Here is a 22,965-nt window from a genome sequence, read left to right on the forward strand (position 1 = left end):
ACGCTCACCCTCATGGACCGCCGTGACCCTCAGCCGTCAGATGTTCAGCGACTCCTCGACGAACTCTGCAGCAAGCTGGGTTTCTGCCTGCCGCCCGAGGAGAACCTACGGATCCGCAATTCCCCTCCACGCGACCCGGACAGCTTCACCGAAGCCGTCCTCGAGGCGGAACGGATGAGCAACACGAGCAGCAGGGACCTCCGCCGCCAGGTACGAGTAATCGTCGATCGGCACATGAGGCGTGGGGCGAGAACGACCGGTCACGCAGCCAGCCAGTAGACCGGTGGCCCTTGTGTGCTCCCGGTGCCATCCGCGTCCGGCTGTGGCAGGTCCGAGTCGCGTCCCTGCAACTGCCGGCACCCGAACCTCGCGAGGTCAGCCGCGGACGGCCTCCGGCCACTTGCCACCGGGCAGCTTCGAGTAGTCACCGACCTGGGTGGCGATGTCCCGGACGTTCCCCACCGCGTCGACGAACCGCTGTCCGATGGTGAGCAGCGTGTCCAGACCTGCCTGGACCAGATCGCCGACGGAATCAGCGAGCGTCTCGACGGCCCAGGGCAGCGCGAAGACGGTCGCCGCTTCGCTCGCGGCCTGGGCCAGCTTGCCGGCCAGGGAAGTGACGATCTTGGCGAGTTGGACGGCGTAGTCGACGTTCGCCTTCGCGATCTTGAACAGCCACTGACTGATGAACTCCGCCTTGAGCACGGTCTCGTCCACCGCGGCCTTCTGCTTGCCTGCCTTCGCCTGGTAGGCGCTGGACGCGTCACCGGACCACTTGGCCAGGTTCTCATTCACCGGCTCAGTGGTGACGAATGACAGGTCGGACACGGGGGTCTTCACATCATTGACCCACCGGAAGCTGATGTTGATCAACGACAGCACCGGAAGTTGATGCTCCAGGGCGTTGTCGACCCGGTCGAGCACCGCGTCGAGCGCCCCACGCACGGTGTCCAGGTTGCTCTTGATCCACCAGACGGCAGCAGGTCCCAGCAGCCACCTCCAGTCGTTGAGGCGCTCCACGATCTGGTTGAACTCACCGACGGCCTCGTCGATGCCGGAGCGAATCTGATCGAAGGCCTTGTTGAACGGCTCGCCGTACTCGATGTCGGTGGTTCCCGGTTGCACCCGCTCGTCCCCTCGCGCTCAGGCAGAGTAGATCTTGTTGAGATCCAGCGAGATCATCTCGTCGGCACGGTCGTACTCGTCGGCTACCCGGCGCAGCGCGCCGCCCATCTGCTCGAACTCGGTCACCGCGCCCGCGAGGACCTCGACCATGAAGGACTGGAAGTTCCGGTACGCCGCCGCGTGGACATGGGTGTTGGCGTCGCCGATGAAGAACGCCGAGCTGTCGAGAGTGAGCTGCTGTGCAGCGGTCCTCGTGACGGCGATCCGATCCGACAGCGTCAGCCACTTACCGCCCTCGTCGCGCAGAGCGTCGGTGATGACCTGTAGTTCCTTCATCGGTCCCCCTCGTGATCGGCGCGTGAGCTGGCCAGGGCGTGGGCCTGCAACAGGGAGCGAGCTTCGAATCGCAGCTCACCGGCGTCGAGCCTGCCGATCCGCTCCACCGAGCCCGTGATGGCCGTGATGCCGGACCCGCGCAGGTGCAGCGTCAGACAGCCGTTCGGGCTGGTGATCGTCTTCTCCACTGGCATGTCCGGCTGGCGGGTCAACCGTTCCAGATCGGCGTCGATCTCGTGCAGCGTCCGCCAGGTGCGGCGCAGCCAGAGGTGCTCGTCAAGCTCGTCCTCGTCGTGCCCCGTCCCGGGCCTTGCCGCTGAGGCAGTGCTCCCGGTCGGGTCGTCCGTCAGCCGACGTATCGCCGCCAGTTCGACGACCGCCCGCATAGCAGTTGAATAAGCCTCGAAGAGCGCGTCGGGTACCTCACCTGGGGTCAACCGTGCGCGCCAGTCACGCAGCACTGTCACGTCCTCCACGCGCCCCTCGCGGTCGGTGTGCACCGCAATCGAACCGGTCCGGTCGTGGCCGGCAGGGGAGTCGGGCGCCGGTTGGGCCTGCGCCTCGCGGCGGACCTGTTCGGCTCGTGCGCGCAGCTCGGGGGCGGAACCGAGACCATCCAGACTGGCCAGGGACAGGCGTAGGTTCCGTCTCTCGTGCTGCATGCCCCGACCCATCACACAATCGACTCGTCCCCGTGGCTCACCGTGAAGGTGAGCATGACTACCGTACGGGAAAGACATCCAGTCGTGGGTCCCACAAGGCGCCAGCGTGCCCACGGCTCGGACCTCGGCGATCTGCGCCGCCGGTTCGGGATGCTGCCGGGCGGAGCCGGCCCAGCCAGCACAGCTGCACCCGCACCAACGCCATCTCTGCCCGAGTGAGCACCGTGAGGGCTGCGTCCGACCGCGACTGCAGCTCCACGCCGTCGCCCAGCCCCCGTCGGCCCGGCTCGAGCGGCCTGATCCGCTTACGCGCCTCCCGCCAGGAACTCTCGAGGGTAGGGCTTGGGCACAGCAACATCCTTCCAGCCCGCCGTCAGGGCAAGCCATCTCAGATGTCACCTATCGGTGCAGCAGACCCGATCTCGCGGTGATGGCGTTGGCTTCGCTGGTCCAGTGGGCTGTAGGGCGGTGAGTTCAGCGGCGCCCACGCCCCGTCACGATACAAAGATTCATGGTGTCTCCGGCGGCCTGTCCCTGGTCACTGGAGCCTCGGTCAACAACTGCGTCCTCCCGACCGAGAGCACCCCCTGGGCCGGGCAGTGGAGCAAGTTCCATCCCACCCCACCGAGGACGGCCAGACCGATACGTGCCCCAGCCGCGGCCCAGGCGGCCAGCCGCCTCATCGCGTACATCGCCGATCCGTTGTGTCGCCGCCGCGCCCCGACCACCCGGTGTCCCCGGCGGTCGGGGCAGACATGCGCCCGGATCCGGTGCCGCGGTCGTGCGGGCGCGTCGGCTCTCTTGACCCTCAATTTGCTGCTTTACTATGGTACTAGCAAAGCAGTAAGGGGCTAAGGGGCTACCGTGTTCACCTTCCGGCTCGACACCCACTCCGGCGTGCCGCCGTACCTGCAACTCGTCCAGCAGGTCCGCCAGGCGGTGCTGCTGGGCTTCCTCCAACCCGGTGACCGCCTCCCGCTCATCCGCGAGGTGGTCGAGGACCTGGCGATCAATCCGAACACCGTCGCCAAGGCGTACCGGCAGATGGAGCAGGAGAACCTGGTCACCGGTCGGCCCGGCCAGGGCACGTTCGTCAATGAACAGCAGTCGGCCGTGATACCGGCATCGACGTACACGTCGCTGCGCCGCGGCCTGGCGACCTGGCTGCGCCGCGCCTACGCCGCCGGCCTCGACGAGCAGGCGGTCAACGCGCTCTTCACTTCCGTCCACCAGCAGACGAGGAATGAGGACGTGGCGTGACAGCGACCGAGTTCGCGCTGCGCACCGACGGTGTGGGCAAGCGGTACCGGAAGGGCTGGGCGCTGCGCGACTGCACCCTGGCCCTGCCGGCGGGCGGCGTGATCGCCCTGGTCGGGCCGAACGGCGCAGGCAAGACCACGCTGCTGCGCCTGGTCGTCGGGTTGCTGGCACCGAGCACCGGCACGGTGGAGGTCCTCGGCCACGACGTCACCGCCAGCACCTCGCAAACTCTGTCCCGGGTCGGGTTCCTGGCCCAGGACCACCCGCTGTACAAGCGTTTCACCGTCGCCGAGATGCTCCGCTTCGGCCGGGCCTGCAACCTGCGGTTCGACCAGGGGCTGGCCGAGCGCCGGCTGGCGACGCTGGGCATCCCGCTCGACCGCAAGGCCGGCACGCTCTCCGGCGGGCAGCAGGCCCAGGTCGCGTTGGCTCTGGCCCTGGCGAAGCGGCCGGACCTGCTCGTCCTCGACGAGCCGGTGGCCAGTCTCGATCCGCTGGCCCGGCACGAGTTCCTGCAGGTCCTCATGGGCGCGGTGGCCGAAGGCGGGGTGACCGTCCTGTTCTCCTCCCACGTCGTGCACGAGCTGGAGCGCGTCTGCGACCACCTGGTCGTGCTCAACCACGGCCGGGTCACGCTCACCGGTGACATCGACACCCTCCTCGCCGAGCACCGGCTGCTCGTCGGCCCGCGCACGGCCACCGACCTCGACCGGGCCGGCACCGTCGTGGAGGCCGTCCACAGCGACCGGCACACGACCCTGCTGGTACGCGACGGCGCGATCCCGGCTGCGCCCGGGTGGCAGGCCCAGCCGGTCGCGTTGGAGGACCTGGTGCTGGCGTACCTGCGCCGGCCGTCCGAGCCGCGCGCCTCGGTCACGTCGGGGGTGGCGGCATGACGTGGTTGATCTGGCGCCAGCACCGGACCGAGGTCTACGTCCTGGGTCTGCTCGTCGGCATGTTCGGCATCGCCCTGCTCGTGCTCGGGACGCAGGCCCACGACCTGTTCCCCGGCGGTCCCGCCCGGTGTGCGGGAGAGGCCGGTATCAACGAGGCCTGCGCGGCCTCCTTCCGCCGGCTCGACGAGGAGTACGGGTACGTCGAGAACCTCCTGGCGGCCTTCTATCTGGTCCCCGTCGTCATCGGTGCGTTCCTCGGTGCGCCACTGCTCGCGCGCGAACTGGAGGACGGCACCTGGCAGCTCGCCTGGACGCAGGCCGTGCCGCGGATGCGCTGGCTGGCGGTCAAGCTCGCGGCACTGGCCGGCGTCACCGTCACGCTCACCGGGATGTTCACCGCGGTGCTCACCTGGTTCCGTCAGCCATTCGACGCGTGGGAAGGGCGGTTCCAGTACGACGCCTTCGACCTGGAGGGACTTGTTCCGATGGCGTACGCGCTGTTCGCGTTCGGCGTCGCCACCGCCGCCGGGGCGATCCTGCGGCGTAGCCTGCCCGCGTTCGGCGTCGCGATCGGGGCGTTCCTCGCCGCCCGGATGTCGGTGGCGCTGTTGGCCCGTCCCGCGTACGCCACGCCGCTCACCACCATGGAGCCGGTCCCCGTCGGCGGCTCGAAGGACCAGGCGGGGCACCGGCCCGTGGCCAGCGTCGCTGACTGGATGATCGAACACGGCTACGCAGACGCCACCGGGCGCAGGCTGACCTGGACCGAGTACTACGAGCTGGAGGCCGCCGCCAACCGGGCCGGCACCAACCTCAACCAGTTCCTGCACGCGCGGGGCATCCAGCAGTTCAAGGTCTACCACCCGGCCGACCGGTTCTGGACGTTCCAGCTCATCGAGGCGGCCCTGTTCATCGCCGTCGCGGCGGTCCTGATCGGTGTGGTGGTGTGGCGGGTACGGCGCCGTGTGATCTAGTGCCCTGACCACAAAAACGTTCACGGTGTTGGTTGACACGCTGTTCGGCCGAGCGGCGTGTCGGCGTTCACGCTGCGTGGCTGGCAGAACTGGGCTACCCCATGGGTCTGGACACCGGGTTGTGCCGCGATCGGTAGCAGCATAGTGGGTCGAGGGTTCGTACTCGGCAGGGCTGCGGTAGCCGAGGGCGGAGTGGCGACGGCGGTGGTTGTAGAAGGCGATCCAGCGGCAGATGTGTCCACACCTCCGGAGGAGCACAACCGTCTACCCTGATCAGGGGGCCCTGCCGAACACCTCGAACGTCAACTTCGTCGCTCAGGAGACCGTCGCGAACCTGGTAACCGTTCCGGTCACCAATGGCAAGGTCCGGTTGCGCAACAGCGGCGGCGGAACCGTCCACCTGATCGCTGACCTACAGGGCGTCTACGGCCCGCAGGGCTCAGGCTTCAAATCCCTGTCACCGGCCCGGGTGCTCGACACCCGCACCGCAGCGGCGATCCCTGCGAGGGCCGACCAGGTCCTGGACCTGTCGGCCAAGCTGCCCGCCGACGCCACCGCAGCGGTCTTGAACGTCACCGTCACCCAACCGGCGTCCCACGGGGTGCTCACCGTCTACCCCTACGGCCTGACCGCACCGGTCGCCTCCAACCTCAACTTCGTCGCCGGGCAGACGATCCCGAACCTGGTGATCGTGCCCGTGCGCAACGGCAAGATCGTCATCCGCAACGCCAGCGCGGGTAGCACCCACGTCGCGGCCGACCTGGGCGGCTACTTCGGGTCGGCAGCCTCCGGCGCAACCGAGCACTACGTGCCGATCGGTCCGAGGCGAATCGTGGACAGCCGGACCGGCACAGGCTTGCTCGGTCGCCAGCCCGGCTCCCTACGCGCGCAGGAATCGACATCGTTCTACGCCCAGTACTACGGGGACAACCCCACCAACCTCACCACCGGGTGCAACATCAACTGCCCTGTCCCGACCGCGCTCGTGGCCAACGTGACCATCACGGAACCAACCGCACCCGGCGTACTCACCGCCTACCCCTATCTCACGACGCGACCCACGACATCCAACGTCAACTTCATCGCCGGAGAAACCGCCTCGAACCTCACCCTCACCAAGGCCAACCAGACATCTCTCACCGTCTACAACGGCAGCTCAGGAAGCGCGCACGTGATCATCGACCAGAGCGGATACTTCATCACCGCTGCGCCCTGATCGAGCGCCGCGCTGCCTACCAGCCGAACTGTGGAAGCGATAGCCACGTGCAGCAGCGGAATCACGCTCAGCGGGGAGAAACCCCGCTGTTGCCGCCCGGGTCGCGGCGTCGAGCGGGACTGCCTATCTTGGTGGCCGCACGCTCCGCCGGCTTTGGTCAACGAGGCTGTGGGTGTCGTGCCAAGCACGGGGGAGCCGCAGGTGCCGGACCATCATGCGTTCCGAGTAGTCGGCCTTTCTGCGAGCTCTGCCACCGTGCTGCCGCTGGCGAACTGTCGGAGCCAGGATCGTTCCTGTCGGACGGCACGTCGGCGGCACAGAGGCCGGTCGCGAGCGACCGAACGACCTCGCGGGAGCGAGGGTCTGGTCGTCGAGCAGCGCCGCGAACACTCGCTGCAGTTCGGCCGGCGAACATGACGGCGCCACAGCGGCAGCGGTGCCGTCTTTGACTGCTCGGACGTACGACGGAAGGTCAGCAGCAGGTGTCGGACATCCGACCTTGTCACCTCTCACGCGGCCGGGCACCGTGACCTTGTGACACCAGAGGAAGCCACACCCGCTGAGCTCCGAAGCGCAGAGGATGGCCAGAAGCTTCTTCGTGGGTGGCGTATGGGTATACGCACCCTGCACATCGGCCACAACCTAGCGGGAGAAGCGTTCGACAAGTGGGCCCGCGTGACAGGGGTGGCCTCAGCAGTTGTCGGCTCTATCGTTGGTACCGCCATCTTCGCGTCGTTAGCAGCTTCAACGCGTATTGAGATCCGGATCGCTACTGGCGTCGCGAGTCTTATCGCGGCCGGCTTAAGTACTGCGCAGCTGATATGGAATTATCCACAGCTCGCTCAGCGACACAAGTACGCTGCCGTGAAGTACGGGACGCTACGTCGGAGAACCGAGGAAATCCTCGCGAGCCCGGTAGTTTCGCCCGCAATGCTTCATGAGGTATCCCGAACCTGGGAACAGGTCGAGGACACTGCACCGCCACTCCCGGAACGCTTTCGCCGCCGTGCCCGGCACATGATGGATGTGGCAGATCGAAAGATGATCGCACCTCCGGCGGCAAGCATGGGACCAACCAACCACCAGCCGGCGGTCCTCCCGAAGCCGTGAGGACGAAGGGGACGTCCTTGCCGGGCTAACCAATCGGTGATCGATCGTGCGGTCGAGTCGTGCCACCATGATCTGCGGCAGTACGAGGCTACGCCTGAGGGCCCTCGATCAACATCTGTCTGCCGCTGACATAGCGCGGCGATCTTGAGCGTGCTGCCCGATCGATCGACGCGGCTGCGTGAGCCAGCGCTGGCGCAAGTCAAGGCATTGGGCCGGTAGCTTACGATCGGTCGGCGGTCGGTTGGTCCGGTGCGGGACTGGTTCGGGGAGCAGGTTGGGAGCAGTGGGCCGCCCTGAACGGCCTTGAACTGCTTTTAACGGCATCGAACGGCGCTCAACTGCACCCACCCCTGCCTGCGGCTTCACGTTTTCGCTGGTCAGAGTCGGTGTGGCGTCCTGTTTCACACCGAAGAGGTCACTGGTTCGATCGCAATATCGCCCACTGTAGATTTCATCTACGCAGGTAGGAAGCCCGTCACCGGTTCAGCCGGTAGCGGACTTCCGCGCTGTCGCCCCCTTGATTGGAGCAGGGCGTTCGGCTCTGGGGTCCGATCGCCGTGGGGGCGCCCGTCGGCGGCCTCGGGTCAGCGGTCCGACCGGGCTGGCCGGCCAGTGGAGGCCTTGGAGCTGCCGGCACCGGGCACCACGTGACGAAAGGCCGTCCCGCTATCGCTCACCGGATCGACTGATGGTCGTCGGTCTGGTGTGCCGCCCACTCGCCGGTCCACGTCGCCAAATGCCGCCGGTGCGCCACTGGCGCCAACGTTCGACTTCGGCCGGATCGCCAGGGGCGTCGTGCTGCGCCACCCTCTGGTAGCCCGGGCCGAACTGGCCGAGCTGTGGCCGCAGTTGGCCCGCGAACTCCTGACCGAACGATCGGCGCGAGGCCGGGGCCTCACGCCGGATCTCCACCGGTCACTGCGAGAGCGTCACGGCGATCGCTGGTCCGAACGCGACGCTGAGCAGGTAGGCGAGGTTGAACAGCCCCAGGGCTTCGGCCTGGTGCGAGGCGGGCACGCCGTCGGTCGCTCGTAGGGCGAGTACGCCCTGACCGGTCGCGGCGGCCAGCGAGGCGAGCGTCATCGCCGCGAGCAGTAGCGGTACGGCGGTGGTGGCCGCCGCCAGCAGCGGCGCGGTGGTGCCGGCGACGAGCAATGCGGCGGCCACCGCCCGGTGCGGCACCCGCACGGACGCCGCGACCAGGAATCCTGAGCCGAAGCCGCCGAGCAGGTACGGTGCCAGCAGCACGACTCCGCTGCGGGTGCCGTCCCATCCCGCGTGCTCTCGCAGCAGATCCGGTGCGGCGTAGAGCAGGGCGAAGTTCACCACGCCTAACGCGAAGGCCAGCGCGCACACCGCGAGGAACCGGCCGCTACGTGCCAGCGCGGCGGGCAGGAAGCCGTCGGGGCGTACCTTCGTCCGAACCACGAGCAACAACAGCAGCGCGACGGTGGCCGGGCCCGCGACCAGCGGCCGGTGCGGAGTTAGAACCGCCGCGGTGACCAGCAGGGCGACAAGAGCCATGCCGAGGGGATCGAACGGCGCCGGCACCGTCTCCGGTGGCGGAGCGCCGCGGCGAGCGGCGGGCACGCCGACCACCGCCAGCAGCGGCAACGCCAGCGCCGCCTGCCAGGAGAGGAGGTCGGCCACCAGCGCGCCGGTCAGCGGGCCGGTGGCGCCGACGACCGCCAGCGACGCGGCGACCGCTCCCATCCGTCGAGCCGAGTCGGCCAGCTTCATGGCTGTCACGGTGAGTCCGGCAGATCCCAGTGCCTGAACCGCCGCGCCGGCCACCAACGCCGGCACGCGCGTACTCAGCACGAGCAGGACCGTCCCTGCGACCACCAGCGCGGTCGCGACGGTCAGGACCGCTCGTACGCCGCGGCGGGCCAGCAGCGCCGCCAACAGCGGCGTTCCCAACGCGATCCCCCACCCGAAGGCGGTCACGCCGGCGGCCGCTGCCTGTTGCCCGGTACCCATCGCGCGGGCCAGGTCGTCGAGGACCAAGGCCGGTGCGGAGATCCCGTACGACAGCGGGCCGGCCAGCAGGGCGAGCCAGGGCGTGGCGACCCGCCGGGGTCCGGGCTGTCCGCCGTGGCGAGCGGCCGCGCTGCGCTGTAGCTGATCCATCGCGTTCCTCCGGTGTCGGTCGGTGGGATCGAGCCTGCCCAGCGTCCTTACCGTCTACTGACGGCCGTCTGACGTACGCGTCGCAGCCCGACCGGTAGTCACCGCTCCCGTCTGGGCGGGGATGCGGTCGAGGCGGGTGGTCAGATCGTCCGCCGGAAGTCGGCGCTGGTCAGGCTCGCCCGTTTCCGGCCCCTTTGCTCATGACCGTGACGTCGGCGTGGGTCCTGATGAGCGAAGCTGCCCCGACGGCGCAGCCCGCTGCCCGGGACAGCTGGCTGGCTAGGGTGACGGTGTGCGTTTCGGAGTGCTGGGGGAGATCGCGGTATGGACGTCGGGCGGCGAACCGGTCACCGTGCCCGGGCTGAAGGTTCGTGCCCTGCTGGCTGACCTGCTGGTTCACGAGGGACGCCCGGTGAGCGCCGATCGCCTGATCGAGGATCTCTGGGGTGACCAGCCGCCGGGCAACGCGCTCGGGGCCCTGCAGACCAAGGTGTCGCAGTTGCGCCGCGCGCTGGAGGCGGGCGAGGCCGGTGGCCGTGCGCTGGTCGAGTCCGGTGATGCCGGCTACCGACTGCGGACGTCGGCGGAAGCGATCGACGCCGTACGCTTCACCGCACTGTTGGCACGCTCGCGCGCGCAGCCGGAGCCGACACGGCGGGCGGCAACGCTGACCGAGGCGCTGGCACTCTGGCGCGGTTCCCCGTACGCCGACTTCAGCGACGAGCGATTCGCCCGCCAGGCCGCCGAGCGGCTCAACGACCAGTATCTGGCCGCGCTGGAGGAGCAGGTCGAGGCGCGGCTCGATCTCGGTGAGCACCATCTCCTCGCCGGTGAGCTGGCCGACCTGGTCGCACGCCACCCGTGGCGCGAGCGACTACGGGCCGCGCACCTGCGTGCCCTGTACGCCTCCGGACGCCAACGTGATGCCCTGGCCGCCTACGAGCAGTTCCGTCGGCAACTGCGCGACGAACTCGGCATCGACCCCGGGCAGGAACTGGCCGAGCTGCATCGGGCGATTCTGCGTCAGGATCCCGCGCTGCAGCCGCCGGCACCGCCGTCCACTCCCGCCCGAACCAACCTGCCGGCACCTCTGCTGCCAGGCCCGTACGGCGGACTGATCGGACGCGACGAGGCTGTCGAAGCGGTGCGGGAGTGTCTGACGAGCGGACGACTGGTCACGCTGACCGGCCTGGGCGGAGTAGGAAAGACCAGGCTGGCGCTCGAGGCCGCGCGGCTGCTGGCCGACACGTTCCCCGCCGGAGTGTGGCTCGTCGAGTTGGCCGGCCAGCCACACTCCGGTGAGCTCACCACCTGCAACGAGGTCGTCGACATGGTGACGGCGACGCTGGAGATCCGGGACGACAGCCCGCCCGGTGACCGACCACGCGAGCCGATGGACCGGCTGGTCGCCGCGCTGGGGGATCGGCGAATGCTGTTGCTGCTCGACAACTGCGAACACGTGGTGGTGCCGATCGCCCAACTGGCCGAGAAACTTCTCGGCGCCGCAGCCGACCTGCGCATCCTGGCGACGAGCCGGGAACCACTCGGGGTCGCCGGCGAGGTTGTCCTTCCGGTGCCGCCACTGGCCCTGCCGGAGCCCGGAGCCACCGCGGAGCAGATCGTCGAGGCTCCGGCGGTTCGGCTCTTCCTGGCTCGCGCCCGCGCCATCGAGCCCGGGTTCACCGTCGAGCACGAAGACCTGGACACCATCGCCACCATCTGCCGGCGTCTCGACGGCGTGCCGTTGGCGTTGGAGCTGGCGGCGTCCCGTCTGCCGGTACTCGATCCGAGGGAGCTGGCAGCGCGGCTCGACGACCGCTTTCGACTGCTGTCCTCCGGCCGGCGCACAGCGCCCCCGCGTCAGCAGGGGCTTCGCGCCATGATCGACTGGAGTTGGGAGCTGCTGTCGCCTGCCGAACGCGCGGTGCTACGCCGGTTGGCGGTCTTCGCCGACGGCGCCACCCTGGCGACTGCCGAGCAGGTGTGCTCAGGCGGGCAGGTCACCCCGCACGACATGCTCGACGTGTTGGCACACCTGATCAACCGGTCACTGGTCATGGTGCGGCCCGGGGAGAGCCCGCGACGCTTCCGGCTGCCGGAGACGGTGGCCGCCTACGGTCTCGAACAGCTCGACGGCGCCGACGAACTGCCCACAACCCGTCGTCGTTACGCCTGCTGTTTCGCCGCCCTCGCCGCGCGTGTCGCCGGACGGCTGAGAGGCCATGACCAGAGTCGCGCGCTCGACGAGCTCGACGCCGAGAACGCGAACCTCCGAGCGGCCCTCGACGTCGCCGCCACCGACGGTCACGCCCGCGCGGCGCTGACGCTCGCCACCTCGTTGTCCTGGTACCGGCTGCTCCGAGGCCGTTTCGGGGAACTGAGCCGGTCGCTGCGAACGGCGTTGAACGTCGTCCCGACGAGCGAGGAGGACGCCGCACCGGACGCCCTTCGGCAGCAGGCGGACATGTGGCTCGTCGCTCTCGCCACCCGGGACGGCGACCCGGCCGCTGCTCGCCGGCAGATCCTGGAAGGCTACCGGGACACCGACGGGCCGGACAGGGCGTTCGCGCAGTGGTTGTTCGCCTCCATGATGCTCGGCTCCGGAGATCCGGGCGAGGCCGACGTACTGGTCAACGCGGCATTGTCGGCATTTCGCGCCCACGGCGACCGGTGGGGCATCGCTGCCGCCTCTGCCACCCGGGCCGACCTCGCGCTCGTACTACGCAGCGACCTGTCCGCCGCCCAGCGTGATTGCGAGGTCAGCCGGTCGTTGTTCGGGCAACTGGGCGACCGCTGGGGTCAGGTGCATCCGACAAGCCTGTTGGGCAGTCTGGCGGAGATCCGTGGCGACTACGATCGCGCCGAGGCGTACCACCGCGAAGCGCTGCGCATCGCCGAACACCTACGGCTATGGACGTCGATGTCCCGGCAGTTGGCGAACATCGGTCGGCTCGCCCTGCTGAGGGGCGACTACCAGGAAGCCGTTGCCTGGCACGACCGCGCCCTACAGGTGGCGCAAGAGCAGTCGAGCCCCTCCGCAGCCGCGTTCGCCGGCACAGGGCTGGCGATGGCAGCGCGGCGGCGCGGCGACCTCGACGCCGCCGAGGCCCAGCAGCAGGACCTGCTCCACTGGAACCACCGCACTGGTTATCTGCCAGGCAGCGCACTCGCGTTGGCCGAGCTGGGGTTCATCGCCGAACACCGCGGTGACGCAGTCCTCGCTGAGCGCCGCCACCGTGAGTCGCTCGACGCGGCGCTCGCCACCGGAGACCACCGAGCAGTGGCGTTGGCTCTTGAAGGCATGGCCGGCGCCACCAGCCTCGGCGGTCACCACCGCCGGGCCGCGCGGCTGCTGGGCGCCGCCCGGACACTGCGCGAGGCAGCCGGAGCGCCACTGCCCGCCGGCGAGCAGCATGACGTACGGCGTATCACCTCTCGCGTCCGCGACGCGCTCGGCGGCGAGGAATTCGCTGCCGAGCTGAGTCACGGCGCGCAGCTCGACCTCGACGAACCTGCGCTCGACGGCGTCGGTAAGAAGACGGTCAGCAGTCGGTAAGCCTGCCCGGCACGGTTGATCGGGAACTGAGCCGACCCAAGGAGGCACCATGCACGCGGACGCCAGGATCGCCGTCATCTACTACTCCGCGACCGGCACCGTGCACCAACTCGCCCGGGCATTCGTCGACGGCGCCGCCGACGCCGGCGCGGAAGTCCGCCTGCGCCGGGTGGCAGAGCTGGCGCCGGAGCAGGTCATCGATGCCAAGCCCCAGTGGCGGGCCCACCTCGACGCCACCGCCGACATCCCCCTCGCCACCCTGGACGACCTCAGGTGGGCCAACGGGTACGCATTCGGCACGCCGACCCGTTTCGGAAACGTCTGCTCCCAGCTGCGTCAGTTCCTCGACACCACGACTGCCCCCTGGCAGGCGGAGGAACTGGCCGACAAGCCGGCGACCGGCTTCACCGCCACGTACGAGGAACACGGCGGCCAGGAGGCGACACTGCTGAGCCTCTACCAGACCTTCCACCACTGGGGGGCGATCATCGTGCCGACGGGCTACCTGAACTACGACACCGCTCACGCCGCCGGCGGGAACCCGTACGGCGTCAGCCAGGTCGAGAGCCGCGCCAGCCGGGATCCCGAGTACGTCAAGGCCGTCCTCGAAGCCGCGCGCTTCCAGGGCGCACGCCTCGCCCGCATAGCGGCCGCCGTGACCGCCGTCCGCGCTGACAGTCCACTCGGGTAACTCCTGCGGACCGGCGCTCCCAAGGGCGCGCCGATCCGACAGCGCGGAGATGCCAGGGGCCGTACGACCCAGAGCGCCTGCCGGTAGCGCGACCGCCATGGAGAGCCGGTCGCGATACCGGCACGGCTGGCCACCGGCACACCGAGGCGCCCGCCGGACGGCCTCGGTTGCCCCCCACCACTGGCTCGGCGCCACTCGATGCAGGCGACTCGGTCGCGCGAACACCGTCGCGCGCGTCGGCTGCTCGACGTCTCGCCGGCCCCGCACTCGACCTCAAGGTTGCCTTCCTCCGGGTCGCGACGCTTCTGATCAAGGACGGTTCAGCGGCCACCACGACGGCGAGTTCGTGTACCCAGCACTCGCTGCTCTGCCCTATGTCCGGCTCAGGCCGTGTACCTGGCGCGACGGCAACGCGAACTGCATGGTCGCCACGGCGACGAGACGTCCGCACTGATCGTGGACGCGGCCGTTGGTCACCGCCATCCGGCGGCCCAGCTTCACCACCTCGATCACCACCTCGAGCGGACCGGGCTCGGTCGCCTCCAGCAGGTTGACGCTGCCGTGGGTCAGTACCCCGGTCAGCACCCTCCCGGCGTAGGCGTTCACCGCCAGGAATGCCGCCAGATCGACAACCTTGAAGATGGCGGGACCGGACAGCGTTCCTCCGGGGCGGCATTCCAGCCCGTCGGGGCCGGCGGTGACGACGACCCGGTGCGGCGAGATCTCCGTCACCCGCAGGCCCGAGTCGGGCAGGAACTCGGTCAGTAGCTCACGTAGCTCGGGCAGCGTCAGGCGCGGCGGCAACCCGGTGGGTACGCTCGGCTGCGTCTCGTCGCGTTCGTCCAGTGGCTCGGTCACGGTCATCTGACCCCCTGATGTCAGCCGTGTAGGTCACGTGCTCCCACGGATAGCTCGGCAGCGAGGCGACGCGCCGTGCGGCGCGCGACGCCTGCCAGGGCAGAGGTTCCGCCTCGTCGAGGAACCTTGCCGCAGGGTGCTCCACGCCGGCGGCCACGGCGTCCACCGCCTCCCGCGCCGCGGCGGCGGAGGCGGCGTCCACCCATACGGTGCGCCGGTGCCGGGTGCGCCCATGCGTGGCGCTGTAGGCGAACGCGGGGTAGTCGGCCTCGTCGAGCCCGGCGAGGTGGGTTCGGTACCGCCCGGCGAGCGCGGCTACGGCCGCCGACGTGCGCGCGGAGACCGCGAACCCCGGCGGCGGAGCCGCGACCGGGGTGATGCGGGGCGCCGGGGAGAGAACGGCATAGGCGTTGGTGCCGCTCATTCCGTAGGAGCAGACCGACGCGTGGCCGCCCGCCCCGGCCGGCCACGAGGTGGGCGTAGTGGGGATGACCACGCCGGTGTCGGTGAGATCGATGCGTGGGTTGAGCGTGGTGAAGTGGGCCTGTGGTGGGATCAGCCGGTGCTCCAGACAGAGCACCGACTTGATCAACCCCAGCACGCCGGCGGCGGACTCGGTGTGCCCGACGTTCCCCTTGACCGAGCCGACGTGCAGTGCGCCCTCACCGGGCCCGCCGCGCAGCGCGGCCGTGACAGCCGCCATCTCGACCGGGTCGCCGAGCGGGGTGCCGGTGCCGTGCGCCTCGTGGTAGCCGATGTCCGCGCCGGTCAGGCCGATCGTGGCCAGCAGGGACCGGATGAGGCGGGTCTGCGCCTCGACGCTGGGTGCGGTGAAGGCGGCGGAGCGTCCGTCCTGGTTGATCGCGGTGCCGTCGATGACCGCGTGGATCCGGTCCCGGTCGCGCACGGCGTCGTCCAGTCGTTTGAGAACCAGCATCGCGCATGCCTCGCCGCGGACGAACCCGTTCGCGGCCGCGTCGAACGGCCGGGAGGTGCCGTCCGGCGACAACGCGCCGGTGCGGGCGACGGCCCGGGTGGTCCGGGGCGCGAGTATCAGGTTCACGCCGCCGGCTACCGCGATGTCGCAGTCTCCGGCGGTCAGCGCACGGCAGGCGGTATGCACCGCGACCAGGGAGGACGAGCATGCGGTGTCCAGGGCGAAACTCGGGCCCTGCAGACCCAGCGTGTACGCGACCCGCCCCGCCGCGAAGCTGTGCCCGTTGCCGATCGTCCAGTACGAGTTGGGTTCGCCCGTGAGCCAGGACCAGTGATCCTGCCCGGTGATCCCGACGAACACGCCGGTCGAGGAGGCCACCGCACCCGGCTGGATGGCCGCGTCTTCGAACGCCTCCCACACCACCTCCAGCAGTAGCCGGTGCTGTGGGTCTACCGTCCGCGCCTCTCGGGGCGACATGTCGAAGAACCGGGCGTCGAAGTCGAAGGCACGCTCGAGATAACCCCCACGGGTGATCAGGTCGTCCCACTCCGCGCCGAACGGCGCGCGCCGATCGGCCGGCATCTCGCCGGTCAGGTCGCGGCCCTCCAACAACGCCGACCAGTACGACGCGGTGTCCACGACGTCACCGGGTGCGCGGATGCCGACGCCGACTATCGCCACGCGTTGCGGCGCCGCCCGTGCCGGGGGTGGTGGGTCCAGGGCCACTGGCTACACCACCCGGTGCAGCCAGTGGTGGCTGTCCGCGAGGCGGCCGCTCTGGATGCCGACGATGTGCTCGCGGATCGCCAGTGTGGAGGATCCCGGTTCGCCGTCACCGACGACCTGCTCGAAGCCCTCGCCCTTGATGGCGAGGATCGGCGTGATGACGGCCGCGGTCCCGGCCGCGAACATCTCGGAGATCGAGCCCGCCGCGCAGCGCTCCCGCAGCTCGTCGATGCCGATCTGCCGCTCCACCGCCTTCAGGTCGTGCTCCGCTGCCAGCTTCAGGACACTGGCTCGAGTGACCCCGTCCAGGATCGTGCCGAGGCCCGGTGTGATCAGCTCACGGTCCGCGGTGACCAGGAACAGGTTCATCGTGCCCGACTCCTCCAGGTAACCCCGGCCGGGCTCGCTGAGGTAGAGCACCTGCTGGCAACCGTTGTCATGAGCCTCGACCTGAGCGGCGAGGCTGGCCGCGTAGTTGCCGCCGCACTTGGCCCGGCCGGTGCCGCCCTCGGCCGCCCTGGTGTAGGTGCTGCTGACCCAGAGTGTCACCCCGGCCGCGCCGCCGGAGAAGTACGACGCAGCAGGTGAAGCGATGACGTAGTAACTGACCTGTGCCGCCGGGCGCACCCCCAGGAACGCCTCCGAGCCGAACATGAAGGGGCGGATGTAGAGACTCGTCCGGCCGTCGTGCGCGGGCACCCAGGACTCGTCGGCCCGCACCAGGGCCTCGATGCTGGCGATGAACGCCTCCTCCTCGAGCACCGGCAACGCCAGCCGGCGCGCGGAGTGCACGAACCGCCGTGCGTTCAAATCCGGCCGGAACAGCCAGACGCTCCCGTCGGCGTGCCGGAACGCCTTCAGTCCCTCGAAGATCTCCTGGGCGTAGTGCAGCACCGCGGCCGCCGGATGCAGCGGGATCGGCGCCAGCGCGGTCACCTTCCCGTCGTGCCAGCCCGAATCCGCTGTCCACACCGCCGACGCCATGTGGTCGGTGAAGTACTGGCCGAACCCGGGTGCGGCGAGAATCGCCTCCCGGTCGCCGTCGGGCAGCGGACTCTCGTTACGGTGCAGCGGAAACGCGATACTCATCGAATCCCCTCCTGGGCGGGCATCGAATATTTTGGCGCACGGAACACCACCACACAGTTCTGCCCGCCGAACCCGAACGCGTTGGCCGCCGCCACCCTGACAGGCAGTTTCCGGGCCACGTGAGGGACGTAGTCGAGGTCGCACTGCGGGTCGGGCACGTCCAGATTGATGGTGGGCGGCACGACGCCTTCCCGGATGGCCATGGCGCACACCATGGCTCCGAGGGAGCCGGCCGCTCCGATCAGGTGACCGACCATGGATTTGGGGCTGCTGACCGCCACCCGTTGCGCCGACTCACCCAGCGCGGCCCGGATCGCCCTGGTCTCCGTCCGGTCGTTGGCCTGGGTGGACGTTCCGTGTGCGCAGATGTAGTCCACCTCGCAGGGATGCACCTCGGCACGCCGTAACGCATCGCCGATGGCCGCCGTCGCGTGTGCGCCGTCCGGGCTCGGTGCGCTCACGTGGAACGCGTCGCAGGTCAGGGCACCACCCGAGACAGTGGCGTAGGGCACGACGCCACGCCGGGCGGCATGCTCGGCCGACTCCACCACCATCAGCACTGCCCCCTCGCCGAAGACGAAGCCGTCCCGGTCGGCCGAGAACGGCCGGCTCGCCGCGGCGGGATCGTCGTTGCGTTGCGACATCGCACCCATGGCGCTCAGGCCGGCGAACATGACCGGGGTGATCGCCGCGTCCGTTCCTCCGCACACGACGGCGTCCGCCTCACCGGCGAGGATCAGTCGCCGGGCATCGAGCAGCGCGTACAGCCCGCTGGCACAGGCCAACGCGCTGGCGTTCACCGGGCCGTGCACGCCCAGGTCGATGGCCACCTCGCAGGCCGGCATGTTGGTCAGTGACGACGGGACGAAGTAGCTGCTCGGCGAGACGGGCTGGGGCAGGGCCACCAGTCCCCGGGTGGCCGTCTCGACCGTGTCGAAGCCGGCGACGGCCGCGTTCACCACCACGCCGACCCGGCCGGCGTTGTCGGCGTCGATCTCCAGCTTCGCGTCGGCGATCGCCTCCCGCGCCGCCACCACCGCGAACTGGGAGAACCGTGCGGACCGGCGGACACGTCTGGCGTCCAGGTGGTCCGACGGATCGAAGCCAATCACCTCGGCCGCGATCCGGGTCGGGAACGCGCTCGTGTCGAACGCCGTGACCGGGCCGACGCCGGACCGCCCGGCGAGCAGATTCCGCCAGGTGGTCTCCCTGCCGACTCCCGCCGGGGTGACCGCACCGATGCCGGTGATCACCACCTCTGGACGGGTCGGGTGTCCGCTATCCATGACCGGCCTTTCCCTGAACGAGCAGCTGTCCGGACCGGCCCTGCGCCGCATCGCGACCGGCCCGCGTCGTGTGGACAGCCGGCGTGAGCTGCTCCAGCTCCGCCACCACGTCCGCCGTCACGGCGAACCCCTCGGCGAACGCCCGGACGGCGTCCAGCCCATCGGCGTCGCGAGCGCCGCCCACGACCCGGTGCCACACGCCGGCCTGCCGGGCCAGCGCGGGAACCACCCCGTCGGCCGTCTGCCCGGCCGCGATCACGACCGTGTCCGCCGGTACCACGGCGTCCGCACCGGCGGCGTCGACGATGTGCACGCCGTCCGACGTGATCCGCCGGAACCGGACCCCGGAGACGATCCGTACTCCGTGCCGGCGCAGGTCCGCCAGCACCGCCCAGCGGCTGGACCGACCGAGTCTCGGTCCGATCCGGGGACCGCGGTGCAGGATCGTCACCTCAAGCTCGGCGGCGGCCGGAGCCGGACCTGCGGCGAGCCCGTACGTGCGCAGGAAGCGCTCGATCTCGTCCGGCCGTTCCGGACCGCGAGCGGCCAGGTGGGCAAGGTCGACCGCGATGCCTCCGCCTCCGATGATCGCCACGCGTCCGCGCAGCGCGCCGCCGGCGAACGCCTGGGGGTAGGTCAGTACGTGCGGCAGGTCGGCGCCGGGGATCTCGACCCGGCGGGGCCGTACCCCGCTGGCGACGATCAGGCCGGCGAAGGCCCGCAGCAGGGGGACGTCACCGGCGCCGATCGGGCGGCCGACATGCATCCGGACGCCGAGGCGGTCCAGGTCTGCGGTGAAATAGTCGATGGTGGCGTGGTAGTCGGCCTTGCCCGGGACCCGGCCCGCCAGACGGAACTGGCCACCGAGCCCGTCCGCGGCCTCATACAGGTCGACCCGGTGCCCGGCCGACGCGAGTGCGTGCGCGGCCTGCAGGCCGGCCGGGCCGCCGCCGATCACGGCCAGCCGCAGCTGTCGGGCGCTGCGCGCCGGCAGCGCCGTCAGCTCCCGGCCGGCCCGCGGGTTGACCATGCAGGACACCTCCCCATCGACCAGCGACCGGTCGATGCAGGCCTGGTTGCAGCCGATGCAGACGTTCACCGGACGCCGCCGCCGGCTGCGGGTGATCAGCTCGGGGTCGGCCAGGAACGGGCGGGCCATCGACACGAAGTCGAGCCCGCTCGTCGCGAGGATGTCCTCGGCATGCCCGACCCGGTTCACGCGGTTGCTGGCGATCACCGGGGTCGATCCGACCGCCGCCTTCACCGCGGCGGCCACGGAAATCCACGCACCGGGCGGCACGATCGCCTGCACGCTGGGCACCGGGGACTCGTGCCAGCCGACGCCGACGTTCAGCGCGTCGGCACCGGCGGCCACCAGCGACCGGGCGAAGTCCAGCACGTCGGCGTGCGGGGTGCCACCAGCCATCAGGTCGAGCCCGGTGAACCGGACGACGATCGGGAAGTCCGCGCCGGTGGCTTCCCGGGCCGCCCGGGTGACCTCGACCCCGAAACGCCGTCGGCGCCGCGCGTCGCCGCCCCACTCGTCGTCCCGGAGGTTGGTCAGCGGCGAGAGGAACTGGTCGACGAGGTAGCCCTCCGAGCCCATGATCTCCACCGCGTCGAACCCGAGCTCGCGGCCCAGCGCCGCCGCTCGTGCGAAGTCCGCCACCGTGGCACGGATCTGCGCCGCGGTCAGGGCCTGCGGTGTGCTGCCGGAGAACCTGCTGTGCACCGCGGACGGCGCGACCGGAGACACCCCGAACGCCGTCGGCGAGGCGTACCGGCCGGCGTGGAACAACTGCAACGCGATGAGCCCGCCCGCGTCGTGGACCGTTGTCACGACCCGGCGCAGGCGGTCGCGAAAGGCGACGTCGCCGAGCACGCCGTACCCGCGCCCGCCCGCGCCGGCCACGCTCACCGCGGCGCCGCCGGTGATCATCAACCCGGCACCGCCGCGGGCCCGCTCCGCGTAGAACGCGGCCAGCGCGGCACCGCCGTCCTCGCGCGTCTCCAGCCCGAGGTGCATCGCGCCCATGACTATGCGGTGGGGGATGTGCAGCGACCCGATCCGGCCGGCCCGGAAGACGTGCCGGAACTCGTCAGCCATGCCGGCCCAGCGGTGGCGTCAGATCTTCGGCGAAGGGCGGTGCGACCACCGACAGGCCGCCGTCCACCACGATGGTCTGGCCGGTGATGTACTCCGAGGCGGGTGCGAGCAGGAACGCGACCACATCGGCCACCTCCTGGACGGTGCCCATGCGTGCCCTGGGGATCTTCGGCAGCACCCGCGACAGCGGAGCCATGCCGGGGACGTTGTAGAAATACTCCGAGGAGTCCGACTCGATGATGCCGCCGTTGACGGCGTTGACGTTGACGCCCCGCGGCGCGAACTCCACCGCCATGTACCGCACCCACGCCTCGATGGCCGCCTTGGCCGCGCCGAGATTGGCGTAGGTGGGGTAGGCCCGGATGCTGCCGTAGCTCGACAGCGCCACGACGCGCCCGCCGTTGTCCATCAGGTCCACCGCGCGCTGGGTGCCCAGCACGAAGGCACGGATGTTCATCGCGTACGAGCGGTCCAGGTGGTGCAGCTTGAGGTCGGCGATGTTCTTGAACGAGCTGGCGGCGGCGTTGCAGACGAAGTAGTCGAGCCGGCCGAAGGTGCTGCCCACGGTGTCGAACAGGCGCTCGATCTGGGCCGGGTCCTCGACGTCGGCCTGCACGGCCACGGCCTTGCCGCCGAGCCCTTCGATCTCGCCGCACACCTGGTCGGCGAGATCGGCGTTCTTCTTGTAGTTCACCACGACGGAGGCTCCGGAGCCGGCCAGCGCCAGCGCCAGCGCCCGCCCGATGCCGCGGGAGCTTCCGGTGATCAGCGAGACCTTTCCCTCGTGGACACCGGTCGGGTGGTCGGTCATCGCACATCCCCCAGCACGTCGCGGGCTATCACGGTCTTCTGGATCTCGTTGGTGCCCTCTTCGAAGCGTTGCGCCCGCGCGTCCCGGTAGACCCGTTCGATCGGGCTGGACTCCCAGTAGCCGATGCCGCCGTGCACCTGGAGCGCCTTGTCGGTCACCCGGGCGAGCATGTCGACCGCGGTGAGCTTGGCCATCGAGGACAGCGCCGCGGCGCGCGGGTCGCCGGACTCCCATCGGCCCGCCGCGTACAGCGCGAGCTGGCGGGCGGCCTCGAGGTCTGCGGCGTTCTCGGCCAGCGCGAAGGCGACGGCCTGCCGGGCGGCGAGGGGTTTGCCGAACGTACGCCGGGCGCGGGCATGGGCAACGGCCAACTCCTGCGCCCGTCGGGCCAACCCCACGCAGGTCATGGCGACCGCGATCCGGCTCGGGGTGAGGAAGCCGCCGAGCGCGACCTCGAGGCCCTGACCCTCCTCGCCGAGCCGGTGCGCCACCGGGACCGGCGTGCGGTCGAAGGTGAGCCTGGCGTGGTCGGTGCCGCGCACGCCCATCGTGTCGGGCATGGGCATCACCGTGACGCCGGGCGCGTGCCGGTCCACCATGAGGGCGAGCGTGCCGTCCTTGCCTGTGGTGCCGTGCAGCCGCGCGAACGTCAACCACCAGTCGCAGCTCACCCCGAAGGTGATCAGATGCTTGTCACCGGAGAGCAGGTAGGTGTCCCCCTCGCGCACCACGCTGCACCGTAGGTCGGCTCCGGTCCCGGCGGTCGGTTCCGTCAGCGTGAACGCGACCCTGATGTCCCCGGCGACCTGCGGCAGCACGAACTTCTTGCGCTGCTCGCCGTTGGCGAACTGGTCCATCGACCGCCACACGCCGTTGCAGACGTGCACGATCATCCGCAGCGAGGCGTGGGACATCGAGAAGAGCTCGAGCAGCTCGAGGTAGCGGACGAAGGGCAGCCCGCGGCCGCCGTACTCCTCGGGTGCGGCCAACCTGAGATAGCCCAGGTCGCGTAGCTCGTCGTAGAGCCTGCCGGGCACCGCGCGGGTCTGCTCGATCTGCGCCGCGTACTGCTCGCCGGGCCCGCGGACGAACGCCTCCACCTCCTCCCGCAGGGCCTGGAAACGGCTCTCGTCCGTGGTCATCACCGCGTTCCTCTCGTCATGGTCGCCATGGGCGTCATCGTCGGCGTCGGCCT

Annotated in this window: 18 protein-coding genes; 7 read left to right on the forward strand and 11 right to left on the reverse strand. The window is 70.2% G+C overall.

Annotated features, from left to right (window positions below; genetic code table 11):
• Positions 1-375: 375 nt before the first annotated feature.
• From GA0070614_RS29760 to GA0070614_RS29770, 3 genes are read right to left on the reverse strand one after another with little or no spacing between them, the layout of a single operon-like run.
• Complete coding sequence (locus GA0070614_RS29760; protein WP_088979053.1) at positions 376-1,125, reverse strand: hypothetical protein; 750 nt, start codon at positions 1,123-1,125, stop codon at positions 376-378.
• 18 nt (positions 1,126-1,143) lie between these two features.
• The gene (locus GA0070614_RS29765; protein WP_088979054.1) at positions 1,144-1,461 is read right to left on the reverse strand and encodes a hypothetical protein; all 318 of its coding nucleotides are present in this window, start codon (positions 1,459-1,461) and stop codon (positions 1,144-1,146) included.
• Positions 1,458-2,123, reverse strand: coding sequence for a hypothetical protein (locus GA0070614_RS29770; protein WP_157745132.1), 666 nt, complete (start codon positions 2,121-2,123; stop codon positions 1,458-1,460). The genes GA0070614_RS29765 and GA0070614_RS29770 overlap by 4 nt, the downstream gene beginning before the upstream one ends.
• Positions 2,124-2,987: 864 nt before the next feature.
• On the opposite strand from GA0070614_RS29770, the gene GA0070614_RS29780 reads away from it, so the two are divergent.
• The 5 genes from GA0070614_RS29780 (at position 2,988) to GA0070614_RS31735 (ending at position 7,579) form a co-directional block, all read left to right on the forward strand.
• Entirely contained in the window at positions 2,988-3,383 is a 396-nt protein-coding gene (locus GA0070614_RS29780) for a GntR family transcriptional regulator (RefSeq protein WP_088979057.1), read from the forward strand.
• Positions 3,380-4,279, forward strand: coding sequence for an ABC transporter ATP-binding protein (locus GA0070614_RS29785; RefSeq protein WP_088979058.1), 900 nt, complete (start codon positions 3,380-3,382; stop codon positions 4,277-4,279). The genes GA0070614_RS29780 and GA0070614_RS29785 overlap by 4 nt, the downstream gene beginning before the upstream one ends.
• Positions 4,276-5,253 (forward strand): ABC transporter permease subunit, encoded by a 978-nt coding sequence (locus GA0070614_RS29790; protein ID WP_088979059.1) that lies wholly within the window; start codon positions 4,276-4,278, stop codon positions 5,251-5,253. Before GA0070614_RS29785 ends, GA0070614_RS29790 begins: the two co-directional genes overlap by 4 nt.
• Before the next feature lie 232 nt (positions 5,254-5,485).
• Entirely contained in the window at positions 5,486-6,469 is a 984-nt protein-coding gene (locus tag GA0070614_RS29795; protein WP_157745133.1) for a hypothetical protein, read from the forward strand.
• Positions 6,470-7,003: 534 nt separating this feature from the next.
• Positions 7,004-7,579 (forward strand): SLATT domain-containing protein, encoded by a 576-nt coding sequence (locus tag GA0070614_RS31735; protein WP_408630722.1) that lies wholly within the window; start codon positions 7,004-7,006, stop codon positions 7,577-7,579.
• A gap of 915 nt (positions 7,580-8,494) precedes the next feature.
• Here GA0070614_RS31735 and GA0070614_RS29800 read toward each other — a convergent pair.
• Positions 8,495-9,709 (reverse strand): MFS transporter, encoded by a 1,215-nt coding sequence (locus GA0070614_RS29800; RefSeq protein WP_088979061.1) that lies wholly within the window; start codon positions 9,707-9,709, stop codon positions 8,495-8,497.
• A 292-nt stretch (positions 9,710-10,001) separates the two neighbouring features.
• Between GA0070614_RS29800 and GA0070614_RS29805 the strand changes: the two genes are divergently transcribed.
• Together GA0070614_RS29805 and wrbA are read left to right on the forward strand one after the other, a co-directional pair.
• The gene (locus GA0070614_RS29805) at positions 10,002-13,265 is read left to right on the forward strand and encodes a BTAD domain-containing putative transcriptional regulator (protein WP_231933447.1); all 3,264 of its coding nucleotides are present in this window, start codon (positions 10,002-10,004) and stop codon (positions 13,263-13,265) included.
• 49 nt (positions 13,266-13,314) lie between these two features.
• On the forward strand, positions 13,315-13,956 hold the full coding sequence (wrbA, locus tag GA0070614_RS29810; RefSeq protein WP_088979063.1) for an NAD(P)H:quinone oxidoreductase: 642 nt from the start codon (positions 13,315-13,317) through the stop codon (positions 13,954-13,956).
• A gap of 372 nt (positions 13,957-14,328) precedes the next feature.
• Here the strand turns inward: wrbA and GA0070614_RS29815 are convergent, their stop codons facing one another.
• From GA0070614_RS29815 to GA0070614_RS29845, 7 genes are read right to left on the reverse strand one after another with little or no spacing between them, the layout of a single operon-like run.
• A complete protein-coding gene (locus tag GA0070614_RS29815; RefSeq protein ID WP_088979064.1) occupies positions 14,329-14,820 on the reverse strand; it encodes a PaaI family thioesterase in 492 nt (163 codons plus the stop codon).
• A complete protein-coding gene (locus GA0070614_RS29820; RefSeq protein WP_088979065.1) occupies positions 14,726-16,477 on the reverse strand; it encodes a beta-ketoacyl synthase N-terminal-like domain-containing protein in 1,752 nt (583 codons plus the stop codon). Before GA0070614_RS29820 ends, GA0070614_RS29815 begins: the two co-directional genes overlap by 95 nt.
• A 3-nt stretch (positions 16,478-16,480) precedes the next feature.
• On the reverse strand, positions 16,481-17,566 hold the full coding sequence (locus GA0070614_RS29825) for a branched-chain amino acid aminotransferase (RefSeq protein ID WP_088979066.1): 1,086 nt from the start codon (positions 17,564-17,566) through the stop codon (positions 16,481-16,483).
• Positions 17,563-18,852, reverse strand: coding sequence for a beta-ketoacyl-[acyl-carrier-protein] synthase family protein (locus GA0070614_RS29830; protein ID WP_172892531.1), 1,290 nt, complete (start codon positions 18,850-18,852; stop codon positions 17,563-17,565). Before GA0070614_RS29830 ends, GA0070614_RS29825 begins: the two co-directional genes overlap by 4 nt.
• Positions 18,845-20,959 carry an oxidoreductase gene (locus GA0070614_RS29835; RefSeq protein ID WP_088979067.1) on the reverse strand — a complete coding sequence of 705 codons (2,115 nt, stop codon included), beginning with the start codon at positions 20,957-20,959 and terminating at the stop codon, positions 18,845-18,847. The genes GA0070614_RS29830 and GA0070614_RS29835 overlap by 8 nt, the downstream gene beginning before the upstream one ends.
• The gene (locus GA0070614_RS29840; RefSeq protein ID WP_088979068.1) at positions 20,952-21,770 is read right to left on the reverse strand and encodes an SDR family oxidoreductase; all 819 of its coding nucleotides are present in this window, start codon (positions 21,768-21,770) and stop codon (positions 20,952-20,954) included. The genes GA0070614_RS29835 and GA0070614_RS29840 overlap by 8 nt, the downstream gene beginning before the upstream one ends.
• Positions 21,767-22,912, reverse strand: coding sequence for an acyl-CoA dehydrogenase family protein (locus GA0070614_RS29845; protein ID WP_088979069.1), 1,146 nt, complete (start codon positions 22,910-22,912; stop codon positions 21,767-21,769). The genes GA0070614_RS29840 and GA0070614_RS29845 overlap by 4 nt, the downstream gene beginning before the upstream one ends.
• Positions 22,913-22,965: the final 53 nt, after the last annotated feature.

Source organism: Micromonospora coxensis (assembly GCF_900090295.1).
Taxonomy (GTDB): domain Bacteria; phylum Actinomycetota; class Actinomycetes; order Mycobacteriales; family Micromonosporaceae; genus Micromonospora; species Micromonospora coxensis.

What these genes read in the sequence shown, in the direction of transcription:
- GA0070614_RS29845 (WP_088979069.1), bottom strand. Translation starts at nt 22,912, where the DNA reads ATGACCACGGACGAGAGCCGTTTCCAGGCCCTGCGGGAGGAGGTGGAG.
- GA0070614_RS29770 (WP_157745132.1), bottom strand. Translation starts at nt 2,123, where the DNA reads ATGCAGCACGAGAGACGGAACCTACGCCTGTCCCTGGCCAGTCTGGAT.
- GA0070614_RS29815 (WP_088979064.1), bottom strand. Translation starts at nt 14,820, where the DNA reads ATGACCGTGACCGAGCCACTGGACGAACGCGACGAGACGCAGCCGAGC.
- GA0070614_RS29830 (WP_172892531.1), bottom strand. Translation starts at nt 18,852, where the DNA reads ATGGATAGCGGACACCCGACCCGTCCAGAGGTGGTGATCACCGGCATC.
- GA0070614_RS29790 (WP_088979059.1), top strand. Translation starts at nt 4,276, where the DNA reads ATGACGTGGTTGATCTGGCGCCAGCACCGGACCGAGGTCTACGTCCTG.
- GA0070614_RS29835 (WP_088979067.1), bottom strand. Translation starts at nt 20,959, where the DNA reads ATGGCTGACGAGTTCCGGCACGTCTTCCGGGCCGGCCGGATCGGGTCG.
- GA0070614_RS29795 (WP_157745133.1), top strand. Translation starts at nt 5,486, where the DNA reads ATGTGTCCACACCTCCGGAGGAGCACAACCGTCTACCCTGATCAGGGG.
- wrbA (WP_088979063.1), top strand. Translation starts at nt 13,315, where the DNA reads ATGCACGCGGACGCCAGGATCGCCGTCATCTACTACTCCGCGACCGGC.
- GA0070614_RS29800 (WP_088979061.1), bottom strand. Translation starts at nt 9,709, where the DNA reads ATGGATCAGCTACAGCGCAGCGCGGCCGCTCGCCACGGCGGACAGCCC.
- GA0070614_RS29765 (WP_088979054.1), bottom strand. Translation starts at nt 1,461, where the DNA reads ATGAAGGAACTACAGGTCATCACCGACGCTCTGCGCGACGAGGGCGGT.
- GA0070614_RS29825 (WP_088979066.1), bottom strand. Translation starts at nt 17,566, where the DNA reads ATGAGTATCGCGTTTCCGCTGCACCGTAACGAGAGTCCGCTGCCCGAC.
- GA0070614_RS29840 (WP_088979068.1), bottom strand. Translation starts at nt 21,770, where the DNA reads ATGACCGACCACCCGACCGGTGTCCACGAGGGAAAGGTCTCGCTGATC.